The sequence below is a fragment of the Caulobacter sp. FG121 genome, from assembly GCF_057809815.1.
This window is the reverse complement of record NZ_JBMDKR010000005.1, coordinates 189,929-215,892: the sequence shown is the minus strand read 5'-3', so window position 1 is coordinate 215,892 and position 25,964 is coordinate 189,929. Positions and strand designations below refer to the sequence as shown.

The window sequence follows — 25,964 nt, the reverse complement described above, 5'->3', positions numbered from 1 at the left end:
CATGAACTTCGACGATACACCCGAAGAAGCCGCCTTCCGCGCTGTCGCCCGCGACTGGATCCAGGCCAACGCGCCCAGGGAACTGGAAGCCGAGCTCAAGAGCGGCGGCTTCGGCAACAATGGCCTCAAGAGTGTCGATCCGATCCAGGTCGCCAAGGCCTGGCAGAAGAAGAAGGCCGACGCCGGCTGGGCCTGCCTGCACTGGCCAAAGGAATACGGCGGCCGCGGCGCCTCGCCCATTGAACGCGTGATCTGGGGCCAGGAAGAGGGCGTCTATGGCGCGCTCAGCGGCCTGTTCATCATCGGCCACGGCATGTGCGGTCCGACGGTGATGGCCTGGGCCGACGAAGCGACCAAGGAGCGGCTGTTGCCGCCGCTGGCCTCCGGCGAACACATCTGGTGCCAGCTGTTCAGCGAACCGGCCGGCGGCTCCGATCTGGCTGGACTGCGCACCGCCGCCGTGCAGGCCACCGATGGATCCGGCGACTGGATCATCAACGGCCAGAAGATCTGGACCAGCGGCGCCCAGCACAGCGACTATGGCATCGTCATCACCCGCACCGACGCGACCGTGCCCAAGCACAAGGGCCTGACGATGTTCTGGCTCGACATGAAGACGCCCGGCATCGACGTGCGGCCGATCAAGCAGGCCAACGGCCAGTCGGGCTTCAACGAGGTCTACTTCACCGACGTCCGCCTCAAGGACAGCCAGCGCCTGGGCGCCGTTGGCCAGGGCTGGAGCGTGTCGCTGACCACGCTGATGAACGAGCGCCTGTCGATCGGCTCGGGCATGCCGACCGGCTTCCCGGAACTGTTCGACTTCTGCATGAACCTGCGCACCGAGGACGGCCTGGCCATCGACGACCGGTCCGTGCGCTCGCGTCTGGCCGGCTACGCGGTCAAGGCCAGCGGCCTGAAGTACACCGGGATGCGGGCCATCTCGGCCCTCTCGAAGGGTGAGACCCCCGGGCCGGAAAATTCGATCGGCAAGCTGGTCGCCGGCGCGACCATGCAGGAGCTGGCGATGTACGCGCTGGACCTGCAGGGCCAGGCCGGGCTGTTGTCCGACCCGACCCAGGCGGCGGCCGGCGCGCGGTTCCAGCAGATGCTTCTGCGCTCGCCCGCGACCCGCGTCGAGGGCGGCACCGACGAGATCCTGCGCAACATCATCGCCGAGCGCGTTCTGGGACTGCCCGGTGACATCCGCGTGGACAAGGACGTGCCCTTCAAGGACATTCCAACCTCCGGGCGAGGCTAGGAGCAGGTCACATGGCTGGCGAACACGCGGGCCTCACGGTCAGCGTGACGCCGGCCGGCGAGGCTGAGCGGGCCCTGATCGAGGGCCTGTTCCAGTTCTACCTCTATGACTTCTCCGAAATGGAGCCGCCCGAGGACGCCAATCTGGCGTTCGAGGAAGACGGCCGCTACCGGCCGTTTCCGCCGCTGGCGACCTACTGGGACGAGGCGGACCGCTGGCCGCTGCTGATCCGCGTCGGCGGCCGACCGGCCGGATTCGCCCTGATCAACGCCCACTCCCACAAGGGCGGTCCTGTCGGCCGCAACATGGGCGAGTTCTTCGTGGCGCGGAAATATCGGGGCGGCGGCATCGCCACCGAGGCGCTTCGACAGGTGTTGGCCCTGCATCCCGGCCAGTGGGAAGTCGCCGTCGTGGCCCGCAACGCCCGCGCCAAGGCCTTCTGGCCACGCGCGATCGCCGCGGCCGGCGTGCGAGATCTCGTGCTCGAAGAACGCAATGATGAGCACTGGCAAGGCCCAATCTGGTCGTTCCGCGTTTGCCCGGACTGACTTACTTCGCCTTGCGAAACGGTTTGACGCGCAGCCGCGTGCGGTGGTCGTCGGCAGCGGCCACCTGGCCGGTTTCGGTCTGGCCTCGCAGGTAGACCTTCTGCCATTTCTCCGCCTGGGCCGTTGAGCCCGGCGTCTTCAGATCGGCGTTGAAGGTGTTCCGGCTGGCCGACCAGGTGTCGTATTCGGCTTTCAGCACCGGATCTGACGACAGCGCCCTCACCTCGGGAGTCAGAGCTTCGATCTCGCCCCGTTTGACCGGGAAGATGTGGCAGATCGGCTCGTCCTTCTCGAACCGAAGCAGGACGTTGGGCCTCGTGAAGACCCAGTTCATCGTGAAGCTGAAAGGCATCCAGTCGGTTTCGACCACGCCGGTGAGCGGATAGATGCCGTCCTTGGGCCGGTTGACGGGTCCCTGAACCACGAGGTCGTAGCCCGGTTCGGTCCGGAACAGCGCGGGGATGTGGAACGTCAGGATGCCGTGGCCAAAGTGGCTGACCGCCGGCGCGGTCGTCCCCGTATCGGCGCCGACGACCACGGCATCCAGGCCGGGCTGCCCCGTCCATCCGGCGGCGAAGCCCGACGGCGACAGCATCTCCCAGCCGTGGCCATTGGCGATGTTCAGCGGGAGGCAGCGATAGGCGAACCGCTCGTGGGTCTGCTGCATCCACTCCCGCTCGAGCGGCGCGGGCCGGATGATCAGCGGCGCGTCGCCGATGACAAAGGCGGTGATCTTGCCGGGGTCTTTGGCCGCCGTGTCGTCGCTCACGCGGCCCCCGCGAGGCTGGTGGAGATGTCGGCGCCGCCCTTGAGAGTCAGGGTCACAGGGGTGCGTTCGGCGATGTCGGCGAGCCGCGCGCGCTGCTCGGGATCGAGAGTCCCGGTCAGGTGAAGCACCCGCTCGATCTTCGAGCGGTCACCGTCCTTGTAGTGTTTCAGGTCAACCTCGACTCCGGTCAGCGGCCAGCCCTTCCGCTCGGCATACATCCGCAGGGTGATGGCCGTGCAGGCGCCGAGACTGGCAAGAAGAACGTCGTACGGCGCCGGCCCCGCGCCCTGGCCGCCGAGCGCCGCCGGCTCATCGACGATCAGACTGTCCTGTCCCATCACGACCTGCGTCGCCCAGTTCGTCGTTCCGATCGTCGCGACCGCGTGCGCCATGAAAGCCTCTTCCGGCTAGAGCCTCAAAACCAGCTTGGCCATGATGTCACGCTGGATCTGGTTCGAGCCACCGTAGATCGAAGCCGCGCGATTGTTGAGATAGCGGGCCATGGCGATCAGACTCTGATCCGGACCAACCGCCGTCTGGTTCGAACCGGGTTCGCGCGCGCCGGGCTGATCGACCGCCGCGTAGTGGTTGGCGATCTCGATAGCCAGTTCGTCCAGCCGCTGGGTGCATTCCGTGGACTGGGTCTTGAGCATCGACGACGCAGGACCCGGGTTCTTGCCGCCGGCGAGGGCCGACATGACGCGGTGTTCGGTGATCTCGATCGACTCCACGAGGATCTCGGCCTCGGCGAGACGGACGCGGAAATCGGGGTCATCGATCAGGGGCGAGCCCTCGTCCGACACCTCGTTGGCCGCCATGGCCTTCAGCTTGGCGACCCCGCCGCGCAGACCCGGGGCCGAGCTGCCGCCGCGCTCGAATTCCAGCAGATACTTGGCGACCGTCCAGCCGTCGTTCTCCTCGCCCAGACGGCCGGATTTCGGGACGCGAACGTTGTCGAAGAACACCTGGTTGACCTCGTGCTCGCCGGCCAGGGTGATGATCGGCTTCACCTCGATGCCGGGCGAGTCCATTTCCAGCAGCAGGAAGGTGATCCCCTGCTGCGGCTTGCCGCCGGACCAGGTGCGGACCAGACAGAACATGCGGTTGGCGAAATGGGCGTGCGTCGTCCAGATCTTCGAGCCGTTGAGCACATAGTCGTCGCCATCGGACTCGGCCCGCATCTGGAGAGAGGCGAGATCCGACCCCGAGCCCGGCTCGGAGTAGCCCTGACACCAGTAGTCTTCGCCCGCGAGGATGCGCGGCAGGTAGAAGGCCTTCTGCTCTGGCGTGCCGTACTTCTGGATGCAGGGACCGACCATGCGCAGGCCCATCGGCGACAGCGGCGGCGCGCCGGCGCGCGTGCATTCAGCGGCGAAGATGTAGCGCTGCATCTCGTTCCAGCCACAGCCGCCGTACTCGACCGGCCAGCTCGGCGCGACCCAGCCCTTTGCGTGGAGAATTTTCTGCCAGGGGATCGAATACTGCTTCTCGATGAAGACGCTGGTGACCATCCTGCCGGCCTGACGCAGTTCGGGCGTCAGGGACTCGTCCAGAAAGGCGCGGACTTCGTCGCGGAAGGCCAGCTCTTCGGCGGTCAGTTCGAGATTCATCGTCGCGGATCCCTTGTTTTCCGCACCTGATCAGAGTGCTCGCCGTTCGCCTAGACCGGTGGACGTCGCGTGACGCAAACGGTTTTGTCGGCTCCCCGTCGCGAGGCTTTTTCTTGCCAGCCCGGGCGGCTCAGGGTCCAACCTGTCGCCATGTCCGACATTCGCGCCTGGCGCGCCGCCATAGTTCACTGCCTCGACGATCCCCGCCACGCCGGGCCAGGAGCGGTCGTGCATCACGACGACGGTCTGCTGCTGATCGAGGACGGTCACGTCGCGGCCTGTGGTCCGTGGGCGGAGCTTGCGCCCGACCTGGCCGCCGATGTGCCGGTCGAGCACCTGCGCGGGCGGATCCTGACGCCGGGATTTGTCGACACGCACATTCACTTCCCGCAGATCGACATGATCGCGGCCTTCAGCGGGCAGCTGCTGGACTGGCTGGACGAGAAGACCTTCCCCGCCGAGCGGGCTTTCGCCGACCGGTCCCATGCGGATGACGCGGCCCAGGCGTTCCTCGACGCGCTTTTGCGCAACGGTACGACAACGGCGATGGTCTTCGGCTCGGTTCACAGATCGTCGGTGGACGCGCTGTTCGAAGCCGCGCTGGCGCGCAACATGCGTCTCATCGCCGGCAAGTCGCTGATGGACCTCGGCCCGGATGGCCTGAGCGATACGGCAGCGGGCGGCCGCGCCGAAACCGAGGCCCTGATCCGCGACTGGAGCCGGCGCGGGCGGCTGGGCTACGCCGTCACGCCGCGGTTCGCGCTGTCTTCGTCCCCGGAGCAACTGGCGACCGCCGGCGAGATCCTGCGGACTCACGACCATGTCTGGATGCAGACCCACCTCGCCGAGAACGCGCGGGAGGTGGACGCGGTGGCGCGCGCTTTTCCGGACTCCCGCGACTACCTCGACGCCTATGACCGGTTTGGTCTGGTCACGGACCGTTCGGTGTTCGCCCATGCGATCCATACGACCGACAGATCTCTGCACCGCATGGCAGACGCGGGCGCGGCGATCGCGCACTGCCCGACCTCGAACCTGTTCCTCGGCAGCGGCCTCTTCGATCTGGCCCGGGCCGATGCTCACGGCGTGCGTGTCGGCCTGGGCACCGACGTTGGCGCGGGAACGAGCTTCTCGCTGCTGACCACCGCCGCGTCGGCCTGCCATGTCGCGCAGATGAAGGGCAGTCCCCTCGACCCGCTGCGCGCCTTCTACCTGGCGACCCTGGGCGGCGCCCGCGCGCTTGGACTGGAGGGCCGGATCGGCAGTTTCCGTACGGGATGCGAAGCCGACTTCGTCGCGCTCGACCCGGCGGCCACGCCGCTGCTGGCGCGCCGCCTGTCCGGCGTGAGCGACATCCGCGAGATCCTGTTCGCCCTGATGGTGCTGGGCGACGACCGCGTGGTCGCCCGGACCTGGGTGGCGGGCGCTGTCGCGCACGATCGCGGCTGACGCCCGGCTCCGCGCGGCCATTATGGTTGCCGCCCGTTAGGGCTAATACTTGCCCTCTGAACGAGGTTTACGCCTATTCATTGTATTCGTTGAATATATTTCAAGCCCTGATCTGTAATCCTGATTTCAGTATCGGGGAGAGCGCCGAAAAATCGGCTGCTCGATTACGGGGGTTCCGCAGCATGCGAGTCGCCACCATCGCCAGTCTTGGCGCGTCCGCTCTTCTGGGAGTCGGCGCGCTCTTCGTGGCCAAGGTCTGGCTGCCCAATTCGACGCCTGGCGCATCCCGGGCAGGGGCGGCGGAGCTGCCGGCGGAAGCCCTCAAGCCCGTGGTCGCGGCGTCAGGCGCCGTGGCCTTCGGCCAGAAGCTCGAAGCCAAGAACCTGACCATCATCCGGATGCCGGCAGGGTCGGTCCCCGAGGGGGCCTACAGCAGCCTGCAGCAGGTCATCGGTCTCGACGGCGGCGCGCCGGTAACCCTGACCGCGCTCGTCAACCACGAGCCGATCCTGCCGACCAAGGTCAGCGGGGGCGGTGCGCGCGCCTCGGTCGCCGCGACCATTTCGCAGGGCATGCGCGCCTACACCATCAAGGTTGACGACGTCGCCGGCGGCGGCGGTCACATCCTGCCCGGCGACCGCGTCGACGTCATCCTGGTGCAGGAGATCGTCAGGAGCGGCGCGGTCGAGGGCGCGGCCACAACCAAGAACGTCATCGCCACCCTGGTTCTCCAGAACGTCCGTGTTCTGGGCATGGACCTGGTCGCTGATCCGGCGGCGACGGAAAAGTCGCCCCCCAAGACCGCCACGCTGGAGGTCACCGCGCTCGATGCCGGCAAGCTGTCGGCGGCCGGGCAGGCCGGCACGCTGTCGCTGGCCCTGCGCCGCAGCGGGTCAACCGATGTGGCGCAGCTGCAGCCGATGACCCTTCCGGAGCTGCTGCGCACGCCGGACGGGATCGGCGCTTCGCCCATCGTCGCGACGCCCGCCCCGGCGCGGAAAATCCAGGTGCGTCGCCGCGCGCCTTCCGTCCCGGCGGCGACCGCCGCGCGCGGCCTCGTGATTACCCAGGGCGGCAAGCGGGAAACCGTGTCCGTGCCGACAGAGCGCTTCGGGAGCTGACCTCATGCGTCGTATCGCCATCGTCTGCGCGGCGGCTCTCGCCTGCGCGCCTGTCGGCCCGGCCTGGGCCCAGGCCGTCGTCGCCAGCTCGCTCGTCGGCGAACTGGCTCCCAGTCGCGTCATCACCTTGTCCAAGGACAAGTCGACCGCATTCCGGTTGATGACCAACGCCGGCGAAATCGTCGTGGCCCAGCCCGACATCGCCGAGATCGTCGCCAACACCGACCGCAGCGTCTACGTCCGGGGCAAGACGCTCGGGACGACGAACATCCTGATCTACGACCCGGCCCACCGCCTGATCGAGGTGATCGACGTGCGCGTGGCGCAGGACGTCGAGTCGCTGCAGGCGGATCTGCGCAACGCGCTTCCCGGCGAGCCCATCCGGGTCATCCCCATGGCCGGAGGCGTGTTGCTGTCAGGCCGCGTCTCGACGAGCTCGGTCGCCGCCCGGGCCAAAGCCATCGCCGAGCGCTACGCTCCGGGCGGCGTCACCTCGGACCTGACCGTCGAGGCCGCGCAGCAGGTGATGCTTGAGGTGCGGATCATCGAGGCCAGCCGCAGCTCCCTGAAGGACTTCGGCATCAACCTCGATATCCAGAACAGCTCGGGCATCGTGTTCGGTTCGGGAACCGGCCTGATCGGGCTCAATGCGCCGCAAGGCACGCTGACCCTGTCGACCAATATCGGCCCCACCACCATCGAGGCGACGCTTCGGGCGCTGGAAGAGCGGGGCGTGATCCGCACCCTGGCCCGACCGAACCTGGCCGCCATCTCCGGCCAGGAGGCCACCTTCCTCGCCGGCGGCGAGTTCCCTTATCCGGTCCCGACCGGCCAGGGCGACATCACCATCGAGTTCAAGCCGTTCGGGGTGAACCTGAAGTTCACGCCGGTGGTCCAGGACGGCGGGCTGATCAATCTGAAGGTCGCGCCGGAGGTCAGTCAGCTCGACTATCGGCAGAGCCTGCGTCTCTCCAACGTCGAGGTGCCCAGCATCCTCGTGCGTCGCGCCGCCACGACCATTGAACTGAAGGACGGCGAGACCTTCGCCATCGCCGGCCTGTTCCAGCAGGACTACGCCAACACCGCGCGACAGATCCCCTGGGCCGGCGATGTGCCTGTCCTTGGCTCGCTGTTCCGCTCCTCGCGCTGGAAGAAGCAGGAGACGGAGCTGCTGATCCTGGTCACGCCGCGGCTTGTCACCGCCTCGGAGAGCCGGGCCCTGGCGCCCGATCCCTTCAAGGGATCGATCGAGCCGAGCGCCATCGACCTGATCCTCAACGGCCTGAGCCTGGATCGCGCCATGGCGCCTGCCGGCCCGTCCTACCCTGACTCCGCGTCGACCGGCTCCTGAGGTGATGTGATGAGTTTCGCCGGACGACGTGTACTGATCATTGGAGCCGCGCTGGTCGATCTGGCCGCCCGGGCGCTGGGGGGCGCGGTCATCGAGACCGTCGTCGCCGAGACGCTGAACGGGCGCGCTCTGCAGAACGCCCCGCCCGATCTGGTGCTGATCAACGCCGATGAGGCGACCGCGGAGGCCCTCGCCTCGGCGATCGCCACCCTGGGTCGGGTGCCCGCGCCGCCGCCGACCCTGCTGGTGGGCGGCAATCTGCCCATCGCCCTCGTGAGGGCCCTGCTGAGACTGCCTCACTCGGACGTGCTTGAGTCGCCGTTCACCGCCGACGATCTGGTCCATGCGGCCTCGCCCTTGCTTTCGGCCCGGGTCGCACCGGTCCAGAGCGCGCCGTCGCGCTGCTGGACCGTGATGGGCGCGGTCGGCGGCGCCGGTGCGACGACGGTCGCCATCGAGATCGCCTGCGCCCTGGCCGAACGCCTGCCTGGCCCTCGACGCGTGTGCCTGATCGACCTGAACCTCGCTGATGGCGCGGCGGCGGCCTATCTCGCCGCGCCGGCCAACATGCTGCTCAGTCGCGCGTCGCAGGCGCCCGAGCGGATCGACCCGTCGCTGCTCGACGCCTTCGTTTCGCAGGCGCCGGGCGGCATCGATCTGCTGGCGGCGGCCCGCGACTGCCATGCGTTCGACACCACTTCCGCGGAGGCCGTCCTGCGCATCCTCGATGTCGCCTGCCAGGTCTATGACGCCGTGGTCGTTGATGCGCCTCGCCATCGACGCACCTGGACGCTCGACGTCCTGTCAGGCTCGGACGAACTGCTGGTCGTCTCCGAGCTGACCGTGCCCGCCCTGCTGGCGGCGCGATCGCTGGCAGGCGAGATCGAGGCGGAACTGCCCGACGGCCCGCCGCCGCGCATCGTGCTCAACCGTCTGGCCAAGCGCGTGTTTGGCCCCGCCCCTTCGATGGTCGAAGCGGAGAAGGCGCTGCAACGGCGCGCCGTCGGCGGGATCACCTCCGACTGGGAGGCCGCCGCCGCCTCGGCCAATCTGGGCGGCCCCATCGCCCAACACCGGCCCAAGTCGCGCATCGTCAAGGACGTCGGCGACCTGGTCGACCGGCTGATGGCCTCGCCCGCCATGCGCGGCGACCAGGCGAGGGTCGCCTGATGAGCCGGTTCTCCCTGCGCCGGGCCGTGCGCGCCGAGCCGTCCGCCGCGCCGGCCGAAATTCCGGTCCTGATCGTCGAGACCCCGGCGCCTGCCCCGGCCGCGCCGCATGTGTCGGACGAACAGCTCGACATGCGCCTGCGCCTCCACGCCCGACTGATCGAGGAGATCGACCTCTCCAAGCTGGGCGAGCTGGACGAGGGCGAGATGCGCCGTCAGGTGCGCCGCCTGGTCGGCGACTTCGCTCGCGACAGCCGCCTGGCCCTCAACACCGCCGAACTCGACCAGATGGGCGAGGAGGTGTTCGACGAGATGGTCGGCCTCGGCCCCATCGAGCCTCTGCTCAAGGACGAGTCGATCAACGACATCCTGATCAACGGGCCGTTCCAGGTTTACGTCGAGCGGCGGGGCGAGCTGGAGCTGACGCCGATCCGCTTCCGCGACAACGATCACCTGCTGCGCATCGTCAATCGGATCGTCGCCGCCGTCGGCCGACGCATCGACGAGTCGAGCCCGATGGTCGACGCCCGCCTGGCCGACGGCAGCCGGGTCAACGCCGCCATCGCCCCGATCGCCATCGACGGGGCCTGCGTCTCGATCCGGAAGTTCTCCAAGAAACCACTGAGCTTCGAGCGGCTGGTCGCCGTCGGCGCCATGCCGGCCTGTGTCGCCGAGTTCCTCGCCGGGGCGGTCAAGTCGCGCGTCTCGACGGTCATCAGCGGCGGCACCGGCTCGGGCAAGACCACCCTTCTCAACGCCTGTTCAGCGGCCATCAGCGAGAAGGAACGTCTGATCACCATCGAGGACGCGGCCGAACTGCAGCTGCAGCAGCCGCATGTCGTGCGCATGGAGACGCGGCCGCCGAACATCGAGGGCAAGGGCGAGATCCGTCAGCGGGAGCTGGTCAAGAACGCCCTGCGCATGCGACCCGACCGGGTCATCCTGGGGGAAGTGCGAGGCGAGGAAGCCTTCGACATGCTCCAGGCCATGAACACCGGCCACGAAGGCTCTATGGCCACAATTCACTCGAACTCCGCCCGGGAGGCGATCACCCGCCTGGAGCAGATGGTCGCCATGGGCGGCATGACCCTGAGCGCCGAAGCCGTCCGTGGGCAGATCGCCGCCGCCGTCGGCATGGTCGTTCAGGTCATGCGTCTGTCGGACGGCAAGCGGAAGGTGATGAGCGTCACCGAGATCACGGGCATGGAAGGCAATGTCGTGCAGATGCAGGACATCTTTGTCTTCAACCGTCTGCGGACGGAGCCCGACGGCACGGTCATCGGCGAGTTCCGCGCCACCGGCCTTCGCCCCAAATGTCTCGACGAGATGATCCGCAAGGGCATTCATTTCGACACCGCCAACTTCGATCCGGCGCGGGTGCTGTGATGGGGAGTGTGCGTCCTTCGACACGCAGCCTGCGGCTGCTGCTCAGGATGACGTGCCTTTGCGTACGTCATGGTGAGCAGCCGGCGAAGCCGGCGTGTCGAACCACGCACCATGCCGGGAGCGCGTTCTGATGCCCGAGGTCGATCCCCGCGTCGTGTTCATGATCCTGATCGGGGCAGCCGTGTTCACGGCGGCGCAAGCCGTCTGGGGGCTGGCGCGGGTCGCGGGGACCAAGCGCAAGGTCAACAAACGGCTGGCCGTAGCCCAGTCAGTGACGAACCTCGCCGATCTGGTCGTCGAACTGCGCAAGCAGCGCGGGCTCGACGAACACGGAAACAGCCGCATTCTCGTGCGCTGGTTCTCCGACCTGGTGATCAGGTCCGGCGTCAGCTACCAGCCGCGCGCTTGGGCCTTGACCGCCGCGGGTCTGGGTTTGGGAGCCTACCTGCTGGTGTTCCTGTGGACGAGGAACCCGCTGCTCGGCCTTGCCGCCGCGCCCGTGGTCGCGCTGGGCCTGCCGTTGCTGTGGCTCAAGTTCAAGGCCGGCGCACGGGCCAAGGCCGTGGGCCTGCAGCTGCCCAACGCTCTGGAGATCATCGTCCGCAGTCTGGAAGCCGGACACCCGGTGCCGACGGCCGTGGCTCTGGTCGGCCGTGAGATGCCCGACCCGCTCGGCAGTGAGTTCGGCATGGCCGGCGACGAGATCGCCTATGGCGCCACGCTGGAACAGGCCGTCGGCCGCGTCGCGGACCGTTGTCGTCATCCGGACGTCGATCTGTTCGCTGCGACCATCCGTCTGCAGGAACGGTCAGGCGGGAACCTGACGGGGCTGCTGAAGATGAACGCCAAGGCCGTCCGTGAGCGGCACAAGATGCGGCTGAAGATCAAGGCGGCGTCGGGCGAGGGCCGCGCTTCGGCGATCATCCTGACGTCGGCGCCGTTCGCGGTGTTCGCCATCCTGCAGGTGGCCAGCCCGCACTTCTATGGCGACGTGATCCATGAGCGGACCATCCAGATGGGCCTGGGCGCCCTCGGCTGCTGGATGTTCATCGGCAACATGGTCATGCGCAAGATGATCGACATGAGGATCTGAAGCCCATGGACCCGATCCTGCTCCAGACCCTGCTCACAGGATTCGCCGTGGCGCTGATCAGCCTGGGCGTCGGCGGCGCGGCCGTGATCGGGCTGCGCGAGGCGCGGGTCGGCGCCCGAAGGCGGGCCCGGCTCTCGGGCGACACGGTTGTTGTCGGCGGCGCAGGAGGCGGCGCCGCCGCTCTTGCGGGCGTTGTCAGTGGCGTGAAGCGCCTGGGCGACCGGATGGCCATTCAGGATCCCGCGCAAATCTCGACCATCCGCGCCAAGCTGATCCAGGCCGGCTGGTTCAGCCGGGAATCCGTGGCCGTCTATCTCGGCGCCAAGGCCGTCGCCCTGCTGCTGGCGACCGTGGCGACCGTCTTCACCGTGCCCTGGGCCATCACGGGCGGGGGCGGCATGGGCGCGATTCTCCTGGCCGGGACGTTCGCCGTCGCCGCCATTCTGGGTCCCGAGCAGGTGATCAAGGCGCGGCGGCGCAAGCTTGAGCTGGAGTACATGGATGGCTTTCCCGACCTGCTCGACCTTCTGGTCGCCTCGGTCGAAGCCGGCCTGTCGCTGGACGCAGCCGTGACCCGCGTCGGCGAGGAACTGAGCCGCCGCTACGTGCACCTGGGCGAACACCTGCGGTTCCTGACGCTGGAACTGCGGGCCGGCCGGTCACGCCGCGATGCCTGGTCAAGCTTCGCTGAACGGCTCGGCATCGATGATGCGCGCGCCCTGGCGACCATGCTGCGTCAGTCCGAAGAGATGGGCACAAGCCTGGGCGACACCCTGACCGTCTTCTCCGAGGACATGCGCGCCAAACGCATGCTGCGCGCGGAGGAGAAGGCCATGAGCCTGCCCGCCAAGCTGATGGTGCCGCTGATCCTGTTCATCTTCCCCTGTCTGATGGGGGTGCTGATCCTGCCGGCGGCCTATCGCATCAGCCAGACGCTGATGGCGAACTGACGATCTCCTGCGATCGCTCCCCTTCGTCCGTCATCCTCGCGCTTGTCGCGAGAACCCATGCACATTGCGATGAACGGAAGGACGCGGCGCCATCCGCTGAACGCCATCCGGCAGAGTGTTCATGGGTCGTCGGAACAAGTCCGACGATGACGGGAAGGGCGTGACGTCCCGTCGCTAGAGCGCCAGCACCAGAATCGGCAGGACCGTCCCCGCAGCCAGCAGGGCCAGCGCGACCGGCCGCTGACGCGTGTTGCTCATCGCCATCCAGATGCCGAGGATGCTGGACAGGGCCATGCCCGCGGCCATGACCAGGAAGGCCCATTTGACCAGGGTCTCGCCGAGTGGCGCACCCTCTTCCTCGGCTTCAGGCTTTACGATGACCGGCTTCGCGGCGGCCTGCGGCGGGCGGGCCCGGACGGGCCGCAGGGCGAATTTCTGGTGAATGTGCACCTGGCCCAGCTTCTCGATCACGGGCAGCGGCTTGTATCCGCCTTCGGCTTCATGCAGCCCGAACAGTTGCAACATGCCGGTCATCGCGAACAGCAGCAGGCTGGGCGCGACGAACACCGCGACCCAGAAGTGCAGCTGGCGGATGAAGCGCAGCCGCACGGCGCGGGCGCTGTGGGCGATCTGTTCGGGGGACTTGTCGGACAAGGAAGAACTCCTGGACGGCGGCTGATCGCCGCGATGACATGACTCGCCCCACTGTCCGATGGGCCCGGACGGGCCACCGCGCCATGACACCGATCAATCTGGGACGCGCGGTCAGGCCACCACGGGCACGCCCGCGCGCCAGGAACGGTGCAACAGGCCGCCGCCCAGCCAGTAGCTGAGCTCGGCCGGGCGCTCGATGTCCCAGACCGCGAGGTCGGCCAGCTTTCCGGCCTCCAGCGTGCCGGTCTCGTCGCCCAGGCCCAGCGCCCGGGCCGCGACCCGCGTTGTCCCGGCCAGGGCTTCCTCCGGGGTCAGACGAAACTGGCTGCAGGCGAGGTTCATCGCCGCCCGCAGGGAGAGCATCGGCGAGGTGCCGGGGTTGCAGTCGCTGGCCACGGCCATCGCAACGCCCTCGGCGCGCAGGGCGGCGACCGGCGGCTTCCGGGTCTCGGCCAGGGCCACGAAGGCGCCGGGCAGCAGGACGGCGACCGTGCCCGCCCGGGCGAGCGCCTCGACCCCAGCCTGCGACGTGAACTCCAGATGGTCAGCCGAGAGGGCGCCATAGAAGGCCGCCAAGGACGCGCCGCCGCCGTCGGACAGCTGGTCCGCATGCAGACGGACGGGCAGGCCGAGCGACGCGGCCTTGTCGAACAGGCGCGAGACCTCGGCCGTCGTGAAGGCGATGCCTTCCAGATAGGCATCGACGATATCGACCAGTCCGGCCGCGTGGGCGGCCGGCAGGGCTTCGTCGATGATCATGGCGACATAGGCGTCACGGTCCTGGTCCTTTGGAACCGCGTGCAGGCCGAGGAAGCTGGTCATCACGCGCACATCGCCATCGAGGTAGCGGGCGGCGCGGAGCATCTTCAGCTCGGTCTCCTGGTCCAGGCCGTAGCCGGACTTGATCTCGATCGTGGTCACGCCTTCGGCCATGAAGGCTCCAAGCCTCTTGCGTGCCGCCCGGATCAACCCGGCCTCGGTCGCCGCCCGTGTGGCCGCCACGGACGACCGGATGCCGCCTCCCGCGTTGGCGATCTCCTCGTAGGTCGCCCCGCCGAGCCGGGCCTCGTACTCGCCGATACGGTCCCCGCCGAAGACCAGATGGGTGTGGCAGTCGATCAGGCCGGGCGTGACCCAGCGGCCGTCGAGTTTCACCGTGCTGACGGCCTGGAAATCCGGCGCATCGGCTCGCGGACCCAGCCAGACGATATGGCCATCACGCACCGCGATGACGGCGTCCTCCAGCGCGCCATAAGGCGAGCCGTCGACCGTCATGGTCGCCGCGCGGCATCCGGTGAGGAGGAGATCGATGCGCTCCATCGGCCTGTCTTGCCACCCGTCACTGTTCGTGGATAGTCTGCACCTGTCTAGACAGGATTAGACAACTTGACCAACACCTTCCATCTCGACCTGGCCCGGTTGCCTGACGGCTGGACGCGCGACGTGCGGATCACTGTCGAAAACGGGGTGATCACAGGGCTGACGAGCGGCGCGGAGCCGATCGACGAGCGACTGAAAGGCGCGGTCGTCCCGGCCGTCACCAACCTGCACAGCCACGCCTTTCAGCGGGCCATGGCCGGTCTGGCCGAGCGGGCCCGCGCCGGCGTCGAGGACTTCTGGGCCTGGCGCGAGGCGATGTACCGCTTTCTCGACCGGCTGACGCCCGACCAGACGGAGGCCATCGCCGCCATGCTCTACGCCGAGCTGGCCGAGGGCGGCTATGCTGGCGTCGTCGAGTTTCACTATCTGCACAATGACCCGGACGGGCGGGCCTACGCCGACCCCGCCGAGACCGCCCACGCCCATCGCCGCGCGGCCGCCACCGCCGGCTTCGGCCTGACGCTGGCGCCAGTCCTCTACAGCCATTCGAGCTTCGGCGGCCTTGCGCCGAAACACGGCCAGCGGCGGTTCATCAAGTCCACGGACCAGTTCCTGCGCCTGCTGGAGGCCAGCGGAGCCGACGCCATGGCCTTCCACAGCCTGCGCGCCGTAACGCCCGAGCAGATCCGCGAGGTGCTGGCCGCCGTCGATACGTCCATGCCGATCCACATTCACGCAGCCGAGCAAACCGGCGAGGTCGACGATTGCGTGGCCTGGTCCGGCGCGAGGCCAGTGGAATGGCTGCTGGCCAACACGCCGGTCAATGACCGCTGGACCCTGGTGCACGCCACCCACATGACAGACGCCGAAGCCGCAGGCCTCGCCCGCAGTGGCGCAACTGTGGCCCTCTGTCCGTCGACGGAGGGAAACCTCGGCGACGGCTTCTTCAACGCCGACGCCTTTCTCGGCGCGGGCGGCGCGTTCGGCATCGGCTCGGACAGCCATGTGACGACCAACGCCGCCGAGGAGCTTCGCTGGTTCGAGTACGGCCGGCGACTGCAGGCGCGCAAACGGACAATGAGCGGCGGGACCGGCGAGCATGTCGGCGCGGGCCTCTGGCTCTCGGCGGCCCGGGCAGGGTCCCGGCCCACCGGCCGCAAGACCGGCGCGATCGCCATCGGCGCCCGCTGTGACCTCGTTGTGCTGGATACCGACCATCCGACGCTGACCGGCCGGAACGGCGACCTGATCCTCGACAGCCTGGTGTTCGCCGGGGCCGGCGCCATCGACCAGGTCTGGTCCGGCGGCAAACGCATCGTCGAGGGCGGGCGGCATGTCCACCGCGACGCCATCGCGGCTGCCTATCGCAAGGCCGTCGCAGAGCTCGCCGCGTGACCGCCGCCCGCGCCGCCCGCTACCAGACGGTCAAACGCCATGTGCTGGGCGCCATCCGCACCGGCCGCTGGCGGGTCGGCGACCGCATCGCCTCTGAGCACGACCTGGTCCGGGAGCTGGGCGTCGCCCGCATGACCGTCCGCCGGGCGCTGGACGAGCTGACCCGCGAGGGGCTGATCGTCCGCCGCGCCGGGGTCGGGGCCTTCGTCGCCGGCGAGCCGTTGGCCGAAAGCCATCCTCTGGAGATCCGCGACATCGCCGCCGAGGTCGCCTCGCGCGGCCATGTCTGGCGGGCCGAGGTCGTGGCGCTGGAGGCCGTAACCGCCGACGCGGACCTGGCCCTGCGCTTCGGCGTCACCGTCGGCGCGCCGTTGTTCCGCTCCGAGATCATCCACTGGGAGGGCGAGACGCCGATCCAGCTGGAACAGCGCTGGGTCACCCCGGCCATCGCGCCCGACTACCTTGCGCAGGACTTCACGACCGGCACGCCCGCCGCCCATCTGCTGGCCACGGCGCCGATCGCCGCCGGCGAACAGATCGTCCGGGCTGAAGCCGCCGACGCCCGCACCGCCGGTTTGCTGCGCATACCGGCCGACGCGCCGGTGCTGACCGTCGCCCGCCGCACCTGGAGTCGGGGGCAGGTCGCCTCCGCCGCCCGCCTGATCCACCCCGGCCACGCCTTCCAGCTGGCCGGACGCTTCGGAGACCGCCCATGACCACCAGCAACAGCCGCATCGTCCGCGCGCCTCGCGGGACTGAAATGTCCTGCAAGTCGTGGCTGACCGAGGCAGCGCTCCGCATGCTGATAAACAACCTCGACCCGGACGTGGCCGAACGGCCGGAGGACCTGGTCGTCTACGGCGGCATCGGCAAGGCCGCCCGCGACTGGGCCAGTTTCGACGCCATCGTCGCGACCCTTCGCCGGTTGAACGACGACGAGACCCTGCTGGTCCAGTCGGGCAAGCCGGTCGGGGTGTTCCGCACCCATGCCGATGCGCCGCGGGTGCTGATCGCCAACTCCAATCTGGTGCCCAAATGGGCGACCTGGGAGCATTTCCACGAGCTCGATCGCAAGGGGCTGATGATGTACGGCCAGATGACGGCCGGTTCGTGGATCTACATCGGCAGCCAGGGCATCGTTCAGGGCACCTACGAGACCTTCGTCGAGGTCGGCCGGCAGCATTTCGGCGGCGACCTGACCGGCAAATGGATTCTGACCGGCGGCCTCGGCGGCATGGGCGGCGCCCAGCCGCTGGCGGCGACCATGGCCGGCGCCTCGATGCTGGCCGTCGAATGCCAGGCCCGCTGCATCCAGCGGCGACTCGAAACCCGCTATCTCGACGAGGCGACCGAGGACCTCGATGACGCCCTGGCGCGCATCGAGCGGGCGACGAAGGAGGGCCGCGCGATCTCTGTCGGCCTGCTGGGCAACGCCGCCGACGTGTTCCCCGAACTGGTCCGGCGCGGCGTGCGCCCCGACGTGGTCACCGACCAGACCAGCGCCCACGACACCATCAACGGCTATCTGCCCCGCGGATGGTCGGTGGAACGCTGGGAGCAGGCGCGGCTGAGCGATCCGGCCGGTGTCGACCGGGCGGCCCGGGAGTCCATCGTGCCCCATGTCCAGGCCATGCTCGACTTCCACGCCATGGGCGTGCCGACGCTCGACTACGGCAACAACATTCGCCAGGTGGCGAAGGACGAGGGACTGGAGAACGCCTTCGACTTCCCCGGCTTCGTGCCGGCCTACATCCGCCCGCTGTTCTGCCGGGGCATCGGCCCGTTCCGCTGGGCGGCCCTGTCTGGGGACCCCGAGGACATCTACAAAACCGACGCGGCGATGAAGCGTCTGTTCCCGGACAATGTGCATCTGCATCGCTGGCTGGACATGGCGAAGGAGCGGATCGCCTTCCAGGGCCTGCCGGCGCGGATCTGCTGGATCGGGCTCGGCGAACGCCACCGGGCCGGTCTGATGTTCAACGAAATGGTCGCCAGCGGCGAGTTGAAAGCGCCGATCGTCATCGGCCGCGATCACCTCGACAGCGGGTCGGTGGCCAGCCCCAACCGCGAGACCGAGAGCATGATGGACGGCTCGGATGCGGTCAGCGACTGGCCGCTGCTCAACGCGCTGCTCAACACCGCCGGCGGCGCAACCTGGGTCTCCCTGCACCACGGCGGCGGGGTCGGCATGGGCTACAGCCAGCATGCCGGAGTGGTCATTGTCGCCGACGGCACACCGGAAGCGGCGAAACGGCTGGAGCGTGTCCTGTGGAATGATCCGGGCACGGGCGTGATGCGCCACGCCGACGCCGGCTATGACATCGCCATAGACTGCGCCCGGGAGCAGGGCCTCGACCTGCCATCGCTGGAGGCCGCACGATGAGCGCCATCATGCTCGGTCACGCCGACGTCGGACTTGCCGTCGTCGAGTCCGCCCTTGCCGGGCCCGTGACCGTCGGTCTGACCGATGACGCCCGGACGGCTGTCGCGGCTTCCGCCGCCGCCATCGACGCGATTCTCGCCGATGGTCGCACGGTCTATGGCGTGAACACCGGCTTTGGCCTGCTGGCGAAGAAGACCATCGCCCCCGACCATCTTACCGAGCTCCAGCGCAATCTTATCCTGTCCCACTGCTGCGGCGTCGGCGCGCCTCTGCCCGACGATGTCGTGCGGGTGATCCTGCTGCTGAAGATCGCGGGCCTGTCGCGCGGATTTTCGGGCGTGAGGCCAGAGCTCATCGCCATGCTCATCCGGCTGCTTGAGCGCGACATCCTGCCGGTGATCCCGGAAAAGGGCTCGGTCGGCGCCTCCGGCGACCTGGCGCCACTCGCACATTTGGCCTCGACCCTGATCGGGGTTGGCGACCTGAAGCTCGGCGGGAAGATCGTTCCGGCGGTGGCGGGTCTGAAGGCCGCCGGGCTGGAGCCCATCCTCCTGCGGGCCAAGGAGGGGCTCGCCCTGATCAACGGCACCCAGGTGTCGACGGCTCTGGCGCTGAAGGGGCTGGTGCTGGCGCGTCGGACGTTCAGCGCGGCGCTGGTCGCCGGCGCCCTCAGCGTCGACGCCCTCGCCGGCAGCGATGTTCCGTTCGATGCGCGCATCCACGCCGCGCGCGGACAGCCTGGCCAGATCGAGGTGGCCCGCCTTCTGCGCGGCCTGCTGGCCGGAAGCCGGATCCGGGCCAGCCATGCGGACTGTGATCGGGTGCAGGACCCCTACAGCCTGCGGTGTCAGCCGCAGGTCATGGGCGCCGTGCTCGACCTGCTCGACAACGCGCAACGCACGCTTCTGATCGAGGCGGGCGCCGTGACTGACAATCCGCTGGTGTTCGCCGACACCGGAGAGGCCCTGTCCGGCGGCAATTTCCACGCCGAGCCCGTGGCCTTCGCCGCCGACACGCTAGCCTTGGCGATTGCCGAAATCGGGGCGCTCAGTGAGCGGAGAACCGCCCTGTTGGTGGATCCGAACATGAGCAGTCTGCCGGCCTTTCTGGTTCGCGACCCGGGTGTCAATTCCGGCTTTATGATCGCCCAGGTCACCGCCGCCGCACTGGCCTCGGAGAACAAGAGCCTCAGCCACCCTTCAAGCACCGACAGCCTGCCGACCAGCGCCAACCAGGAGGACCATGTCTCGATGGCCACCTATGCGGCCCGGCGACTGACGGCCATGGCGGAGAACAGCGCCGCCATCGTCGCCATCGAACTGCTGGCCGCCGCCCAGGGGATCGAGTTTCGCCGGCCCTTGCAGTCCTCGCCGTCGCTGGAAAAGGCATTCGGCGCCATCCGCTCGGTGGCCGCCGCCTATGATCGCGACCGATACTTCGCCCCCGACATCGCCGCCGTGACGACGCTGGTCCTCGAGGGCGCGTTCGACGGGATCCCCGCATGACCGACGTCTTCGTCTCCCTAGGCGCGTCGCCGCTGATCATCAGCTTCCCGCATGTCGGGACCGATATTCCCGACGCCATCGCGGCGCGGATGACGGCGGCGGCGCTGCAGCTGGACGACACCGACTTCGAACAGCCGGCGCTCTACGACTTCGCCGCTGAACTGGACGCCACAACGATCACCGCGCGCTGGTCGCGCCTCGTCATCGACGTCAACCGCCCGCCGGACAATACACCGCTCTATCCTGGGCAATGGGGCGCGGGACTGGTCCCCGAAGAGACGTTCCTGGGGGAAGCGATCTACCGCGACAGCGCGCCGGACGAGGCCGAGATCGCCGACCGGCGCGAGTGTTACTGGCGCCCCTATCATCAGGCCCTGGCCATGGCGGTCGCAACGGCGCTCGACCGCCATGGCCACGCCATTCTCTGGGACGCCCATTCGATCAGCGCCGTCGTCCCGCGGCTCTTTGAAGGGACCTTGCCCGACCTGAACATGGGCACCGCCGCCGGCGCGGCCTGCGCCGCAGCCGTCAGCGCCGCAGCCTTCGCGGTCTGCAAGGACAGTCCCTATTCGGCGGTTCTCAATGGACGCTTCAAGGGCGGATACATCACCCGCACGTATGGAACACCGGAGACGGGCGTCCACGCCATCCAGATGGAGCTGGCCAAGTCGACCCATCTGGGCCCCGACAACCGCGTTGACGAGGTGCGCGCCGCGGAACTGCGGCCGGTTCTGCGAGGGGCCATCAAGGCCGCGCAAGGCGCACTGGGCTGATCGTTCGCGATTGACCCTCATCAAAGCGATCAGCTGAGGCGCACGCTACCTTGGGGCGAAGATCAGGCTCCAGGTTCAGTGATGAAGTTCTCGGTCAAAGTCTCTCCGCTCAATATCGACCTTCTGCGCCGCGTCGGCATCGGCGTGGCCATGAGCGAACTGGCCTATCTGGCCTACTGGATGAGCCGGGACCTCGGGCTGCTGGCGCCCGCGGCGTTCGTCAGGGCGTCGACGGGAGGGCAGGACGCGCTGGCGCAACTCGTCGGAGGCATGATCATGGCTGCGGCGATCGGGGCGACCTGCGGACTGGTCACGGCGATCGCCGTTCGCATAGCCGGCAAACCCATCGCCATCCCCGTCAGGCTTTCGCCAGATCACTCGTCGTCCGGAACCAGACCAGGTAGGCCGCAAGGCCGATGACGTTCCAGATCACGAACACGATCATGGTGAAGGTGCTCAGACCCGCGAACAGATAGGCGCAACCCAGCACGGCGAACGGTCCGACCAGCCACCAGAGTGGTGTCTTGAAGCGACGCGGTCGCGCCGGCTGCTGCATCCGCAGGATCATCATCGACAGGGCCGTGGCGATGAACGCCGCGAGAGTTCCGGCGTTGGCCACCGAGACAATCCGGCTGAGCGGCAGGGCCCCGCCGAGCACCGCGGCGATGAACCCGGTGAACAACGTCACCGCCACGGGCGTGCCGAGGCGGCTGTGCACCTTTGACAACCCCTTGGGCAGCAGGCCGTCCCGGGCCATGGCGAAGAACACCCGCGTCTGGCCGTACATGAACACCATGATCACGGTCGGCATGGCGATCACCGCCGCGAGCGCGATCAGGCTGGCCGCCTGCGGGTGGCCGAGACTGCGGATGATGAAGGACAGCGGCTCGGGGCTCTTGGCGAACTCGGCCGGGGCCATGGCGCCGATCGCCGCCGCGGCGACGCCCATGTAGATCAGCGTACAGAGCAGCATCGAGCCAACGATCCCGATGGTCAGGTCGCGGGCCGGGTTCTTCGTCTCCTCCGAGGCCGTCGAGATGGCGTCGAAGCCGTAGAAGGCGAAGAAGATGATCGAGGCGGCGCCCATGACTCCCATCTTCACGCCATCGACCTCATGGGCCCAGAAGCCCTGCGGCATGAAAGGCGTGAAGTGGGCGGCGTTGAACGCCGGCAGGGCGAGGATGATGAAACCGGCCAGGGCGATCAGCTTTACGATGACCAGCACGAAGTTGACCCGGGCGCTCTCGCGTGTGCCCAGGGCCAGCAGCCCGGCGACCAGCAGGGCGATGACCACCGCCGGCAGGTTGACGATTCCGCCCGCCTCGGGGCCCTTGAGCAGGGCCTGGGGCGCATCCGGCCACCAGCTGAGGATCAGGGCGCCGGCATAGCCCGCCCAGCCGACCGACACGGCGGCGCAGACAACGGTATATTCGAGGATCAGGCTCCAGCCGACGATCCAGGCCACCGTCTCGCCCATCACCGCGTAGCTGTAGGTGTAGGCGCTGCCCGCACGGGGCATCAGGGTGGCCATCTCGGCGTAGCAGAGGGCGGCGGCGGCGCAGACCGCGCCGGCGATCAGGAAGCTGAGCATCGCGCCCGGTCCCGCGAGACCTGCGGCCTCACCGGTCAGGGTGTAGATGCCGGTGCCGACAATGGCCCCGACACCGAGCGCCACCAGATGCTGCCAGCCCAGCGTGGCCTTCAGGCCCGTGTGGCCTTCGACATGACCGATCTCACGGTCGATGGCGATGCGTCGCGTCAGGAAGCTCATCGGCCCCTCCCCCCAATTTGAAGGGGGACCATGACCCGCTCCGGGCCGGTTCGCCAAGCCCCGGGTTGCGGGCGGACGCGGGCGGCGCCAGCTTGGCGGCCGTTCCAGAGGACCTCGTCATGTTGAAACGCCTAGTGCTCGCCGCCCTGCTGCTCTTCCTGCCGGCCGCCGCCTGGGCGGGTCCCGCCGACGAGGCCGCCTTGACCGGTCTGGTCAACGACTACGAAGCCTGGAACGTCGCCCAGAACCCGATCAGCGCGGGCCAGAATGGCGACCGCGCCGCACTGCGCCTTTTGCCGGACGTCACGCCGGCCGCCGACGCGGCGCGCAAGAAAGCCCTCGAGGGCTTCGAAGCGCGGCTGAAGGCCATTCCCGCGGCGGGCCTTTCCGTCGACTCGCAACTGAACCGCGCGTTCCTTGACCGCCTGATTCGCGACAATCTCGGCTTCATCGCCTTCGACACAGCGCGGTTCGCCTTCACCGGCGACGACGGCTTCAACCAGACCGCCGGCTATCTGGCGGGCTCGACACCGGTCAATTCGGTCGACGATGCGGAGGCCTGGATCGCCCGGCTGGAAGCGCTGCCGAAATACTACGACGACAACATCGCCAACGCCCGGCGCGGGGTGAAGACCGGCTGGGTTCAGCCACGCATGATCAGCGACATCGTGCTGGGACAGGCACGCGCCGTGCTGACCGTGGCCCCGGAGGCCGACCCGCTGCTGGCGCCTCTGAAGGTCATGCCGGCGACGATTCCCGCCGCGACGCAGGCCGCGCTCAGGGCCCGCGCCATCGCCGTGATCGCCACTAAGATCCGCCCGGCCCAGCAGCGCTTCGCGACCTTCATGGCGTCGGAATATCTGCCGAAGTCGAAGGCCGCGCTCGGCGTCGGGGGTCTGCCCGGCGGCCGGGACTACTACGCCTTCCTCGCCCGGCGTTTCACGACCACGGACCTGACGCCGGACCAGATCCACCAGCTGGGCCTGAGCGAGGTCGCCCGCATCCGCGCCGAGATGGACGCCGTGCGCGCGGCGTCCGGCTTCAAGGGCACGCATGCCGAGTTCCTTGCCTTCCTGCGCAGCGATCCGCAGTTCTACGCCACGAGCCGGGAGGAGCTGCTGGAGAAGGCCAGCACCCTGGCCAAGCGCATCGACGACCAGCTGCCCCGGTTCTTCTGGACGCTGCCGCGCCTGACCTACGGCGTGCGGCCGGTGCCGTCAGAGATCGAGAAGACCTACACCAGCGCCCGCTATTTCCCCGGCAGCGCCAGCCAGGGCATCGCCGGCGGCTTCATGGTCAACACCTACGCGCTCGACCAGCGTGGCCTGTATGAGCTGCCGGCCCTGGCGCTGCACGAGGCGGTGCCCGGGCACCATCTGCAGATCGCCCTGGCCCAGGAGCTTCAGGGTGTGCCGGCCTTCCGCCGCGACGCGGACATGACCGCCTTCGTCGAGGGCTGGGCCCTCTATTCCGAGAGCCTGGGGACCGAGATGGGCATCTACCGCACGCCCTACGAAGACTTCGGCCGGCTCTCGATGGAGATGTGGCGGGCCTGCCGGCTGGTGTCGGACACCGGCATCCACTGGCTGGGCTGGAGCCTCGAGGAGGCCCGCAAATGCTTCACCGACAACACGGCGCTGTCGTCGCTGAACATCGAGAACGAGCTGGCCCGCTACGTCGGCTGGCCGGGCCAGGCGCTGGGCTACAAGGTCGGCGAGTTGAAGATCAAGGCTCTGCGCAAACGCGCCGAGACGGCGCTGGGCCCGAAGTTCGACATCCGCCGGTTCCACGACGCCGTGCTGCTGGCAGGCCCGCTGCCGATGGACCTGCTGGAAATCCGCGTCGACCAGTGGATCGCGGCGGTGAAGGCGAAGGGCGGCTGATCCGCCGCCGCCCGGAACGCCCCTACAGCGCCGCGTAGTTCGGCGACATTATCGACACCGCGAAGCCCTCCGGGCCGCTGGAAACGGTCATGCGCGCGTCGAGCTGTTTCACCAGGTCATTGACGATGGTCCGGGCCAGGGTCCCACGGGTCCGGGCGGCCTCGCCGGCGCCGTTGCCCACGCCGTTGTCGGACACCAGCAGCTTCCAGGTCTCGCCGCGAGTCTCGTAGTCGACGCAGATCTGCGCGTCGGCCTTGTGAACCGGGAAGGCGAACTTGATGGAGTTGATCACCAACTCGGTGACGGCCAGGCCGATTCTGACGGCCCGGGTCGAGGCGAGCGGACCGCTGGCGGCTCTCGCCGTGATCTGGATGGGCTGACGGTCGCTGACCATCGAATCCCTGAGTCCGCCGGCGATATCCGACAGGTAGCTGCTGACCTCGACGACATCGAGACGCGCTGCGTCGCAAAGATGGGCCTGCACCTGGCCTACGGACAGCACGCGCAGATAGGCGTCGCGCAGGTGGTACCGGACTTCCTCGGACTCCACGTTCCGGCTCTGGATCCGGAGCAGAGCGGCGAGCATCTGCATGTTGTTGCCGAGGCGGTGCTGAACTTCCCGGAGCAGGATGTCCTTGTCCTTGAGGCGACGGCCCGTCTGCATCAGCAGGTAAGTCTTGTCCTGATCCAGTTCGCGCTGGACCGTGATGTCCGTGAACGTGACGACCAGAGTCGGCCGCCCGTCGTCGCTGCGCGGCAACATCCGCGCGGAGAGCGCCAGCACGTGCCGGCTGCCTGACGCGAAGGTCTGCTCGACCTGTATGCCGTCCGCGGCGACGGCGCGGTTCCCGCCAATCATCGACAGGAACAGGCGAATCTCGGGCCGGTCCAGCTGACCATCGCCCAGCGCGTAGATCGGCCGCCCTTCGGACAGCGCGCGATCAAAGCCGAACAGGTCGAAGAAGGTCTGGCTGGCCGTGATCAGGCAGAGCCGGTCATCCAGAACGACCACCGGTTCAGGCGCGCTATCCATGACAGCGAAAGCAAGAGCCCGGTACTTCTCGGGGCTTTGTGGAACGAAAAGCATGACCGTTTGTCCGGCAGCGGCGCTGGGACTTTCAATGTTCAGGCGATTTCGAAGTCCCCGGTAAACCTTTGATTTACCATGGTTAACAAAGGATTAACGGCGAGAATGCGAGAAATATTCGCCGCGATTAAACGCCTCATATTGGCGAGACAAATTGTCGCGCCCAAGATTCATGAACGTCTACGATTTCGCCGGCGAATACATCGAGCGATCTATGCTCTGACGATCCAGACGAAAATAACGCCACTTCAGACTCCCGCCCCTTCCCAGTCGCCGTAGCCGGCTTCGGCGGGACCGCGACCGGTAAGACGGTTGTAGAGTTTCTTGATCGTACGGCTTCCCGTGGTCGGAAACAGCCAGGGGCAGAGGCCGTGGATCACCGAGGCCAGACCGCCGAGAATCATCGCGAACCCGAAGCTCGTCGCCACGCCCAGATGCTTGCCGTAGCTCTCGCCGACGGAATGGGGGTGATCGGTGAAGGGATTCATG

The 25,964-nt window shown here is 68.1% G+C and carries 24 protein-coding genes; 16 read left to right on the top strand and 8 right to left on the bottom strand.

What is annotated here, in order from left to right; genetic code table 11:
* Position 1: 1 nt before the first annotated feature.
* Both ACODSL_RS14335 and ACODSL_RS14330 read left to right on the top strand, forming a co-directional pair.
* Positions 2–1,258 carry an acyl-CoA dehydrogenase family protein gene (locus ACODSL_RS14335; RefSeq protein ID WP_488901376.1) on the top strand — a complete coding sequence of 419 codons (1,257 nt, stop codon included), beginning with the start codon at positions 2–4 and terminating at the stop codon, positions 1,256–1,258.
* Positions 1,259–1,269: 11 nt separating this feature from the next.
* Entirely contained in the window at positions 1,270–1,806 is a 537-nt protein-coding gene (locus ACODSL_RS14330) for a GNAT family N-acetyltransferase (protein WP_488901375.1), read from the top strand.
* Between the two features lies 1 nt (position 1,807).
* Here the strand turns inward: ACODSL_RS14330 and ACODSL_RS14325 are convergent, their stop codons facing one another.
* The 3 genes from ACODSL_RS14325 to ACODSL_RS14315 are packed head-to-tail and all read right to left on the bottom strand — an operon-like array spanning position 1,808 to position 4,185.
* Positions 1,808–2,575, bottom strand: coding sequence for a DUF6065 family protein (locus ACODSL_RS14325; RefSeq protein ID WP_488901374.1), 768 nt, complete (start codon positions 2,573–2,575; stop codon positions 1,808–1,810).
* Positions 2,572–2,967: an OsmC family protein gene (locus ACODSL_RS14320; protein WP_488901373.1), complete on the bottom strand. Its 396-nt coding sequence runs from the start codon at positions 2,965–2,967 to the stop codon at positions 2,572–2,574. The genes ACODSL_RS14325 and ACODSL_RS14320 overlap by 4 nt, the downstream gene beginning before the upstream one ends.
* Positions 2,968–2,982: 15 nt before the next feature.
* On the bottom strand, positions 2,983–4,185 hold the full coding sequence (locus ACODSL_RS14315) for an acyl-CoA dehydrogenase family protein (RefSeq protein WP_488901372.1): 1,203 nt from the start codon (positions 4,183–4,185) through the stop codon (positions 2,983–2,985).
* A 150-nt stretch (positions 4,186–4,335) separates the two neighbouring features.
* On the opposite strand from ACODSL_RS14315, the gene guaD reads away from it, so the two are divergent.
* From guaD to ACODSL_RS14280, 7 genes are all read left to right on the top strand, one after another.
* Entirely contained in the window at positions 4,336–5,634 is a 1,299-nt protein-coding gene (guaD, locus tag ACODSL_RS14310) for a guanine deaminase (protein WP_488901371.1), read from the top strand.
* A gap of 182 nt (positions 5,635–5,816) precedes the next feature.
* Complete coding sequence (gene cpaB, locus ACODSL_RS14305) at positions 5,817–6,755, top strand: Flp pilus assembly protein CpaB (RefSeq protein ID WP_488901370.1); 939 nt, start codon at positions 5,817–5,819, stop codon at positions 6,753–6,755.
* A gap of 4 nt (positions 6,756–6,759) precedes the next feature.
* Positions 6,760–8,106, top strand: a complete 1,347-nt coding sequence (locus ACODSL_RS14300) for a type II and III secretion system protein family protein (protein ID WP_488901369.1) — start codon at positions 6,760–6,762, stop codon at positions 8,104–8,106.
* Between the two features lie 9 nt (positions 8,107–8,115).
* Positions 8,116–9,276 (top strand): hypothetical protein, encoded by a 1,161-nt coding sequence (locus tag ACODSL_RS14295; protein ID WP_488901368.1) that lies wholly within the window; start codon positions 8,116–8,118, stop codon positions 9,274–9,276.
* On the top strand, positions 9,276–10,661 hold the full coding sequence (locus ACODSL_RS14290; RefSeq protein WP_488901367.1) for a TadA family conjugal transfer-associated ATPase: 1,386 nt from the start codon (positions 9,276–9,278) through the stop codon (positions 10,659–10,661). The genes ACODSL_RS14295 and ACODSL_RS14290 overlap by 1 nt, the downstream gene beginning before the upstream one ends.
* A 130-nt stretch (positions 10,662–10,791) precedes the next feature.
* The gene (locus ACODSL_RS14285; protein WP_488901366.1) at positions 10,792–11,754 is read left to right on the top strand and encodes a type II secretion system F family protein; all 963 of its coding nucleotides are present in this window, start codon (positions 10,792–10,794) and stop codon (positions 11,752–11,754) included.
* Positions 11,755–11,759: 5 nt separating this feature from the next.
* Positions 11,760–12,704 (top strand): type II secretion system F family protein, encoded by a 945-nt coding sequence (locus ACODSL_RS14280; protein WP_488901365.1) that lies wholly within the window; start codon positions 11,760–11,762, stop codon positions 12,702–12,704.
* Between the two features lie 174 nt (positions 12,705–12,878).
* Here ACODSL_RS14280 and ACODSL_RS14275 read toward each other — a convergent pair whose 3' ends face one another.
* Together ACODSL_RS14275 and hutI are read right to left on the bottom strand one after the other, a co-directional pair.
* Positions 12,879–13,358, bottom strand: a complete 480-nt coding sequence (locus ACODSL_RS14275) for a hypothetical protein (protein WP_488901364.1) — start codon at positions 13,356–13,358, stop codon at positions 12,879–12,881.
* A 111-nt stretch (positions 13,359–13,469) separates the two neighbouring features.
* Positions 13,470–14,678 (bottom strand): imidazolonepropionase, encoded by a 1,209-nt coding sequence (gene hutI, locus ACODSL_RS14270; RefSeq protein WP_488901363.1) that lies wholly within the window; start codon positions 14,676–14,678, stop codon positions 13,470–13,472.
* A 66-nt stretch (positions 14,679–14,744) separates the two neighbouring features.
* Here hutI and ACODSL_RS14265 point away from each other — a divergent pair, with 66 nt between their 5' ends.
* The 6 genes from ACODSL_RS14265 (at position 14,745) to ACODSL_RS14240 (ending at position 21,154) form a co-directional block, all read left to right on the top strand.
* Positions 14,745–16,073, top strand: a complete 1,329-nt coding sequence (locus ACODSL_RS14265; RefSeq protein WP_488901362.1) for a formimidoylglutamate deiminase — start codon at positions 14,745–14,747, stop codon at positions 16,071–16,073.
* Positions 16,070–16,789, top strand: coding sequence for a histidine utilization transcriptional repressor HutC (gene hutC / locus ACODSL_RS14260; RefSeq protein ID WP_488901361.1), 720 nt, complete (start codon positions 16,070–16,072; stop codon positions 16,787–16,789). The genes ACODSL_RS14265 and hutC overlap by 4 nt, the downstream gene beginning before the upstream one ends.
* The gene (gene hutU / locus ACODSL_RS14255; RefSeq protein ID WP_488901360.1) at positions 16,786–18,456 is read left to right on the top strand and encodes a urocanate hydratase; all 1,671 of its coding nucleotides are present in this window, start codon (positions 16,786–16,788) and stop codon (positions 18,454–18,456) included. Before hutC ends, hutU begins: the two co-directional genes overlap by 4 nt.
* Positions 18,453–19,961, top strand: a complete 1,509-nt coding sequence (gene hutH / locus ACODSL_RS14250; RefSeq protein ID WP_488901359.1) for a histidine ammonia-lyase — start codon at positions 18,453–18,455, stop codon at positions 19,959–19,961. The genes hutU and hutH overlap by 4 nt, the downstream gene beginning before the upstream one ends.
* Positions 19,958–20,734, top strand: a complete 777-nt coding sequence (hutG, locus tag ACODSL_RS14245) for an N-formylglutamate deformylase (protein WP_488901358.1) — start codon at positions 19,958–19,960, stop codon at positions 20,732–20,734. The genes hutH and hutG overlap by 4 nt, the downstream gene beginning before the upstream one ends.
* A gap of 81 nt (positions 20,735–20,815) precedes the next feature.
* Complete coding sequence (locus ACODSL_RS14240; RefSeq protein ID WP_488901357.1) at positions 20,816–21,154, top strand: hypothetical protein; 339 nt, start codon at positions 20,816–20,818, stop codon at positions 21,152–21,154.
* Here ACODSL_RS14240 and ACODSL_RS14235 read toward each other — a convergent pair.
* A complete protein-coding gene (locus tag ACODSL_RS14235; RefSeq protein ID WP_488901356.1) occupies positions 21,093–22,505 on the bottom strand; it encodes an amino acid permease in 1,413 nt (470 codons plus the stop codon). The genes ACODSL_RS14240 and ACODSL_RS14235 overlap by 62 nt on opposite strands.
* A gap of 119 nt (positions 22,506–22,624) precedes the next feature.
* Between ACODSL_RS14235 and ACODSL_RS14230 the strand changes: the two genes are divergently transcribed.
* Complete coding sequence (locus tag ACODSL_RS14230) at positions 22,625–24,388, top strand: DUF885 domain-containing protein (RefSeq protein ID WP_488901355.1); 1,764 nt, start codon at positions 22,625–22,627, stop codon at positions 24,386–24,388.
* Between the two features lie 22 nt (positions 24,389–24,410).
* Here the strand turns inward: ACODSL_RS14230 and ACODSL_RS14225 are convergent, their stop codons facing one another.
* Both ACODSL_RS14225 and ACODSL_RS14220 read right to left on the bottom strand, forming a co-directional pair.
* The gene (locus ACODSL_RS14225; RefSeq protein WP_488901354.1) at positions 24,411–25,475 is read right to left on the bottom strand and encodes a sensor histidine kinase; all 1,065 of its coding nucleotides are present in this window, start codon (positions 25,473–25,475) and stop codon (positions 24,411–24,413) included.
* A gap of 248 nt (positions 25,476–25,723) precedes the next feature.
* Positions 25,724–25,963, bottom strand: coding sequence for a DUF6356 family protein (locus ACODSL_RS14220; protein ID WP_488901353.1), 240 nt, complete (start codon positions 25,961–25,963; stop codon positions 25,724–25,726).
* Position 25,964: the final 1 nt, after the last annotated feature.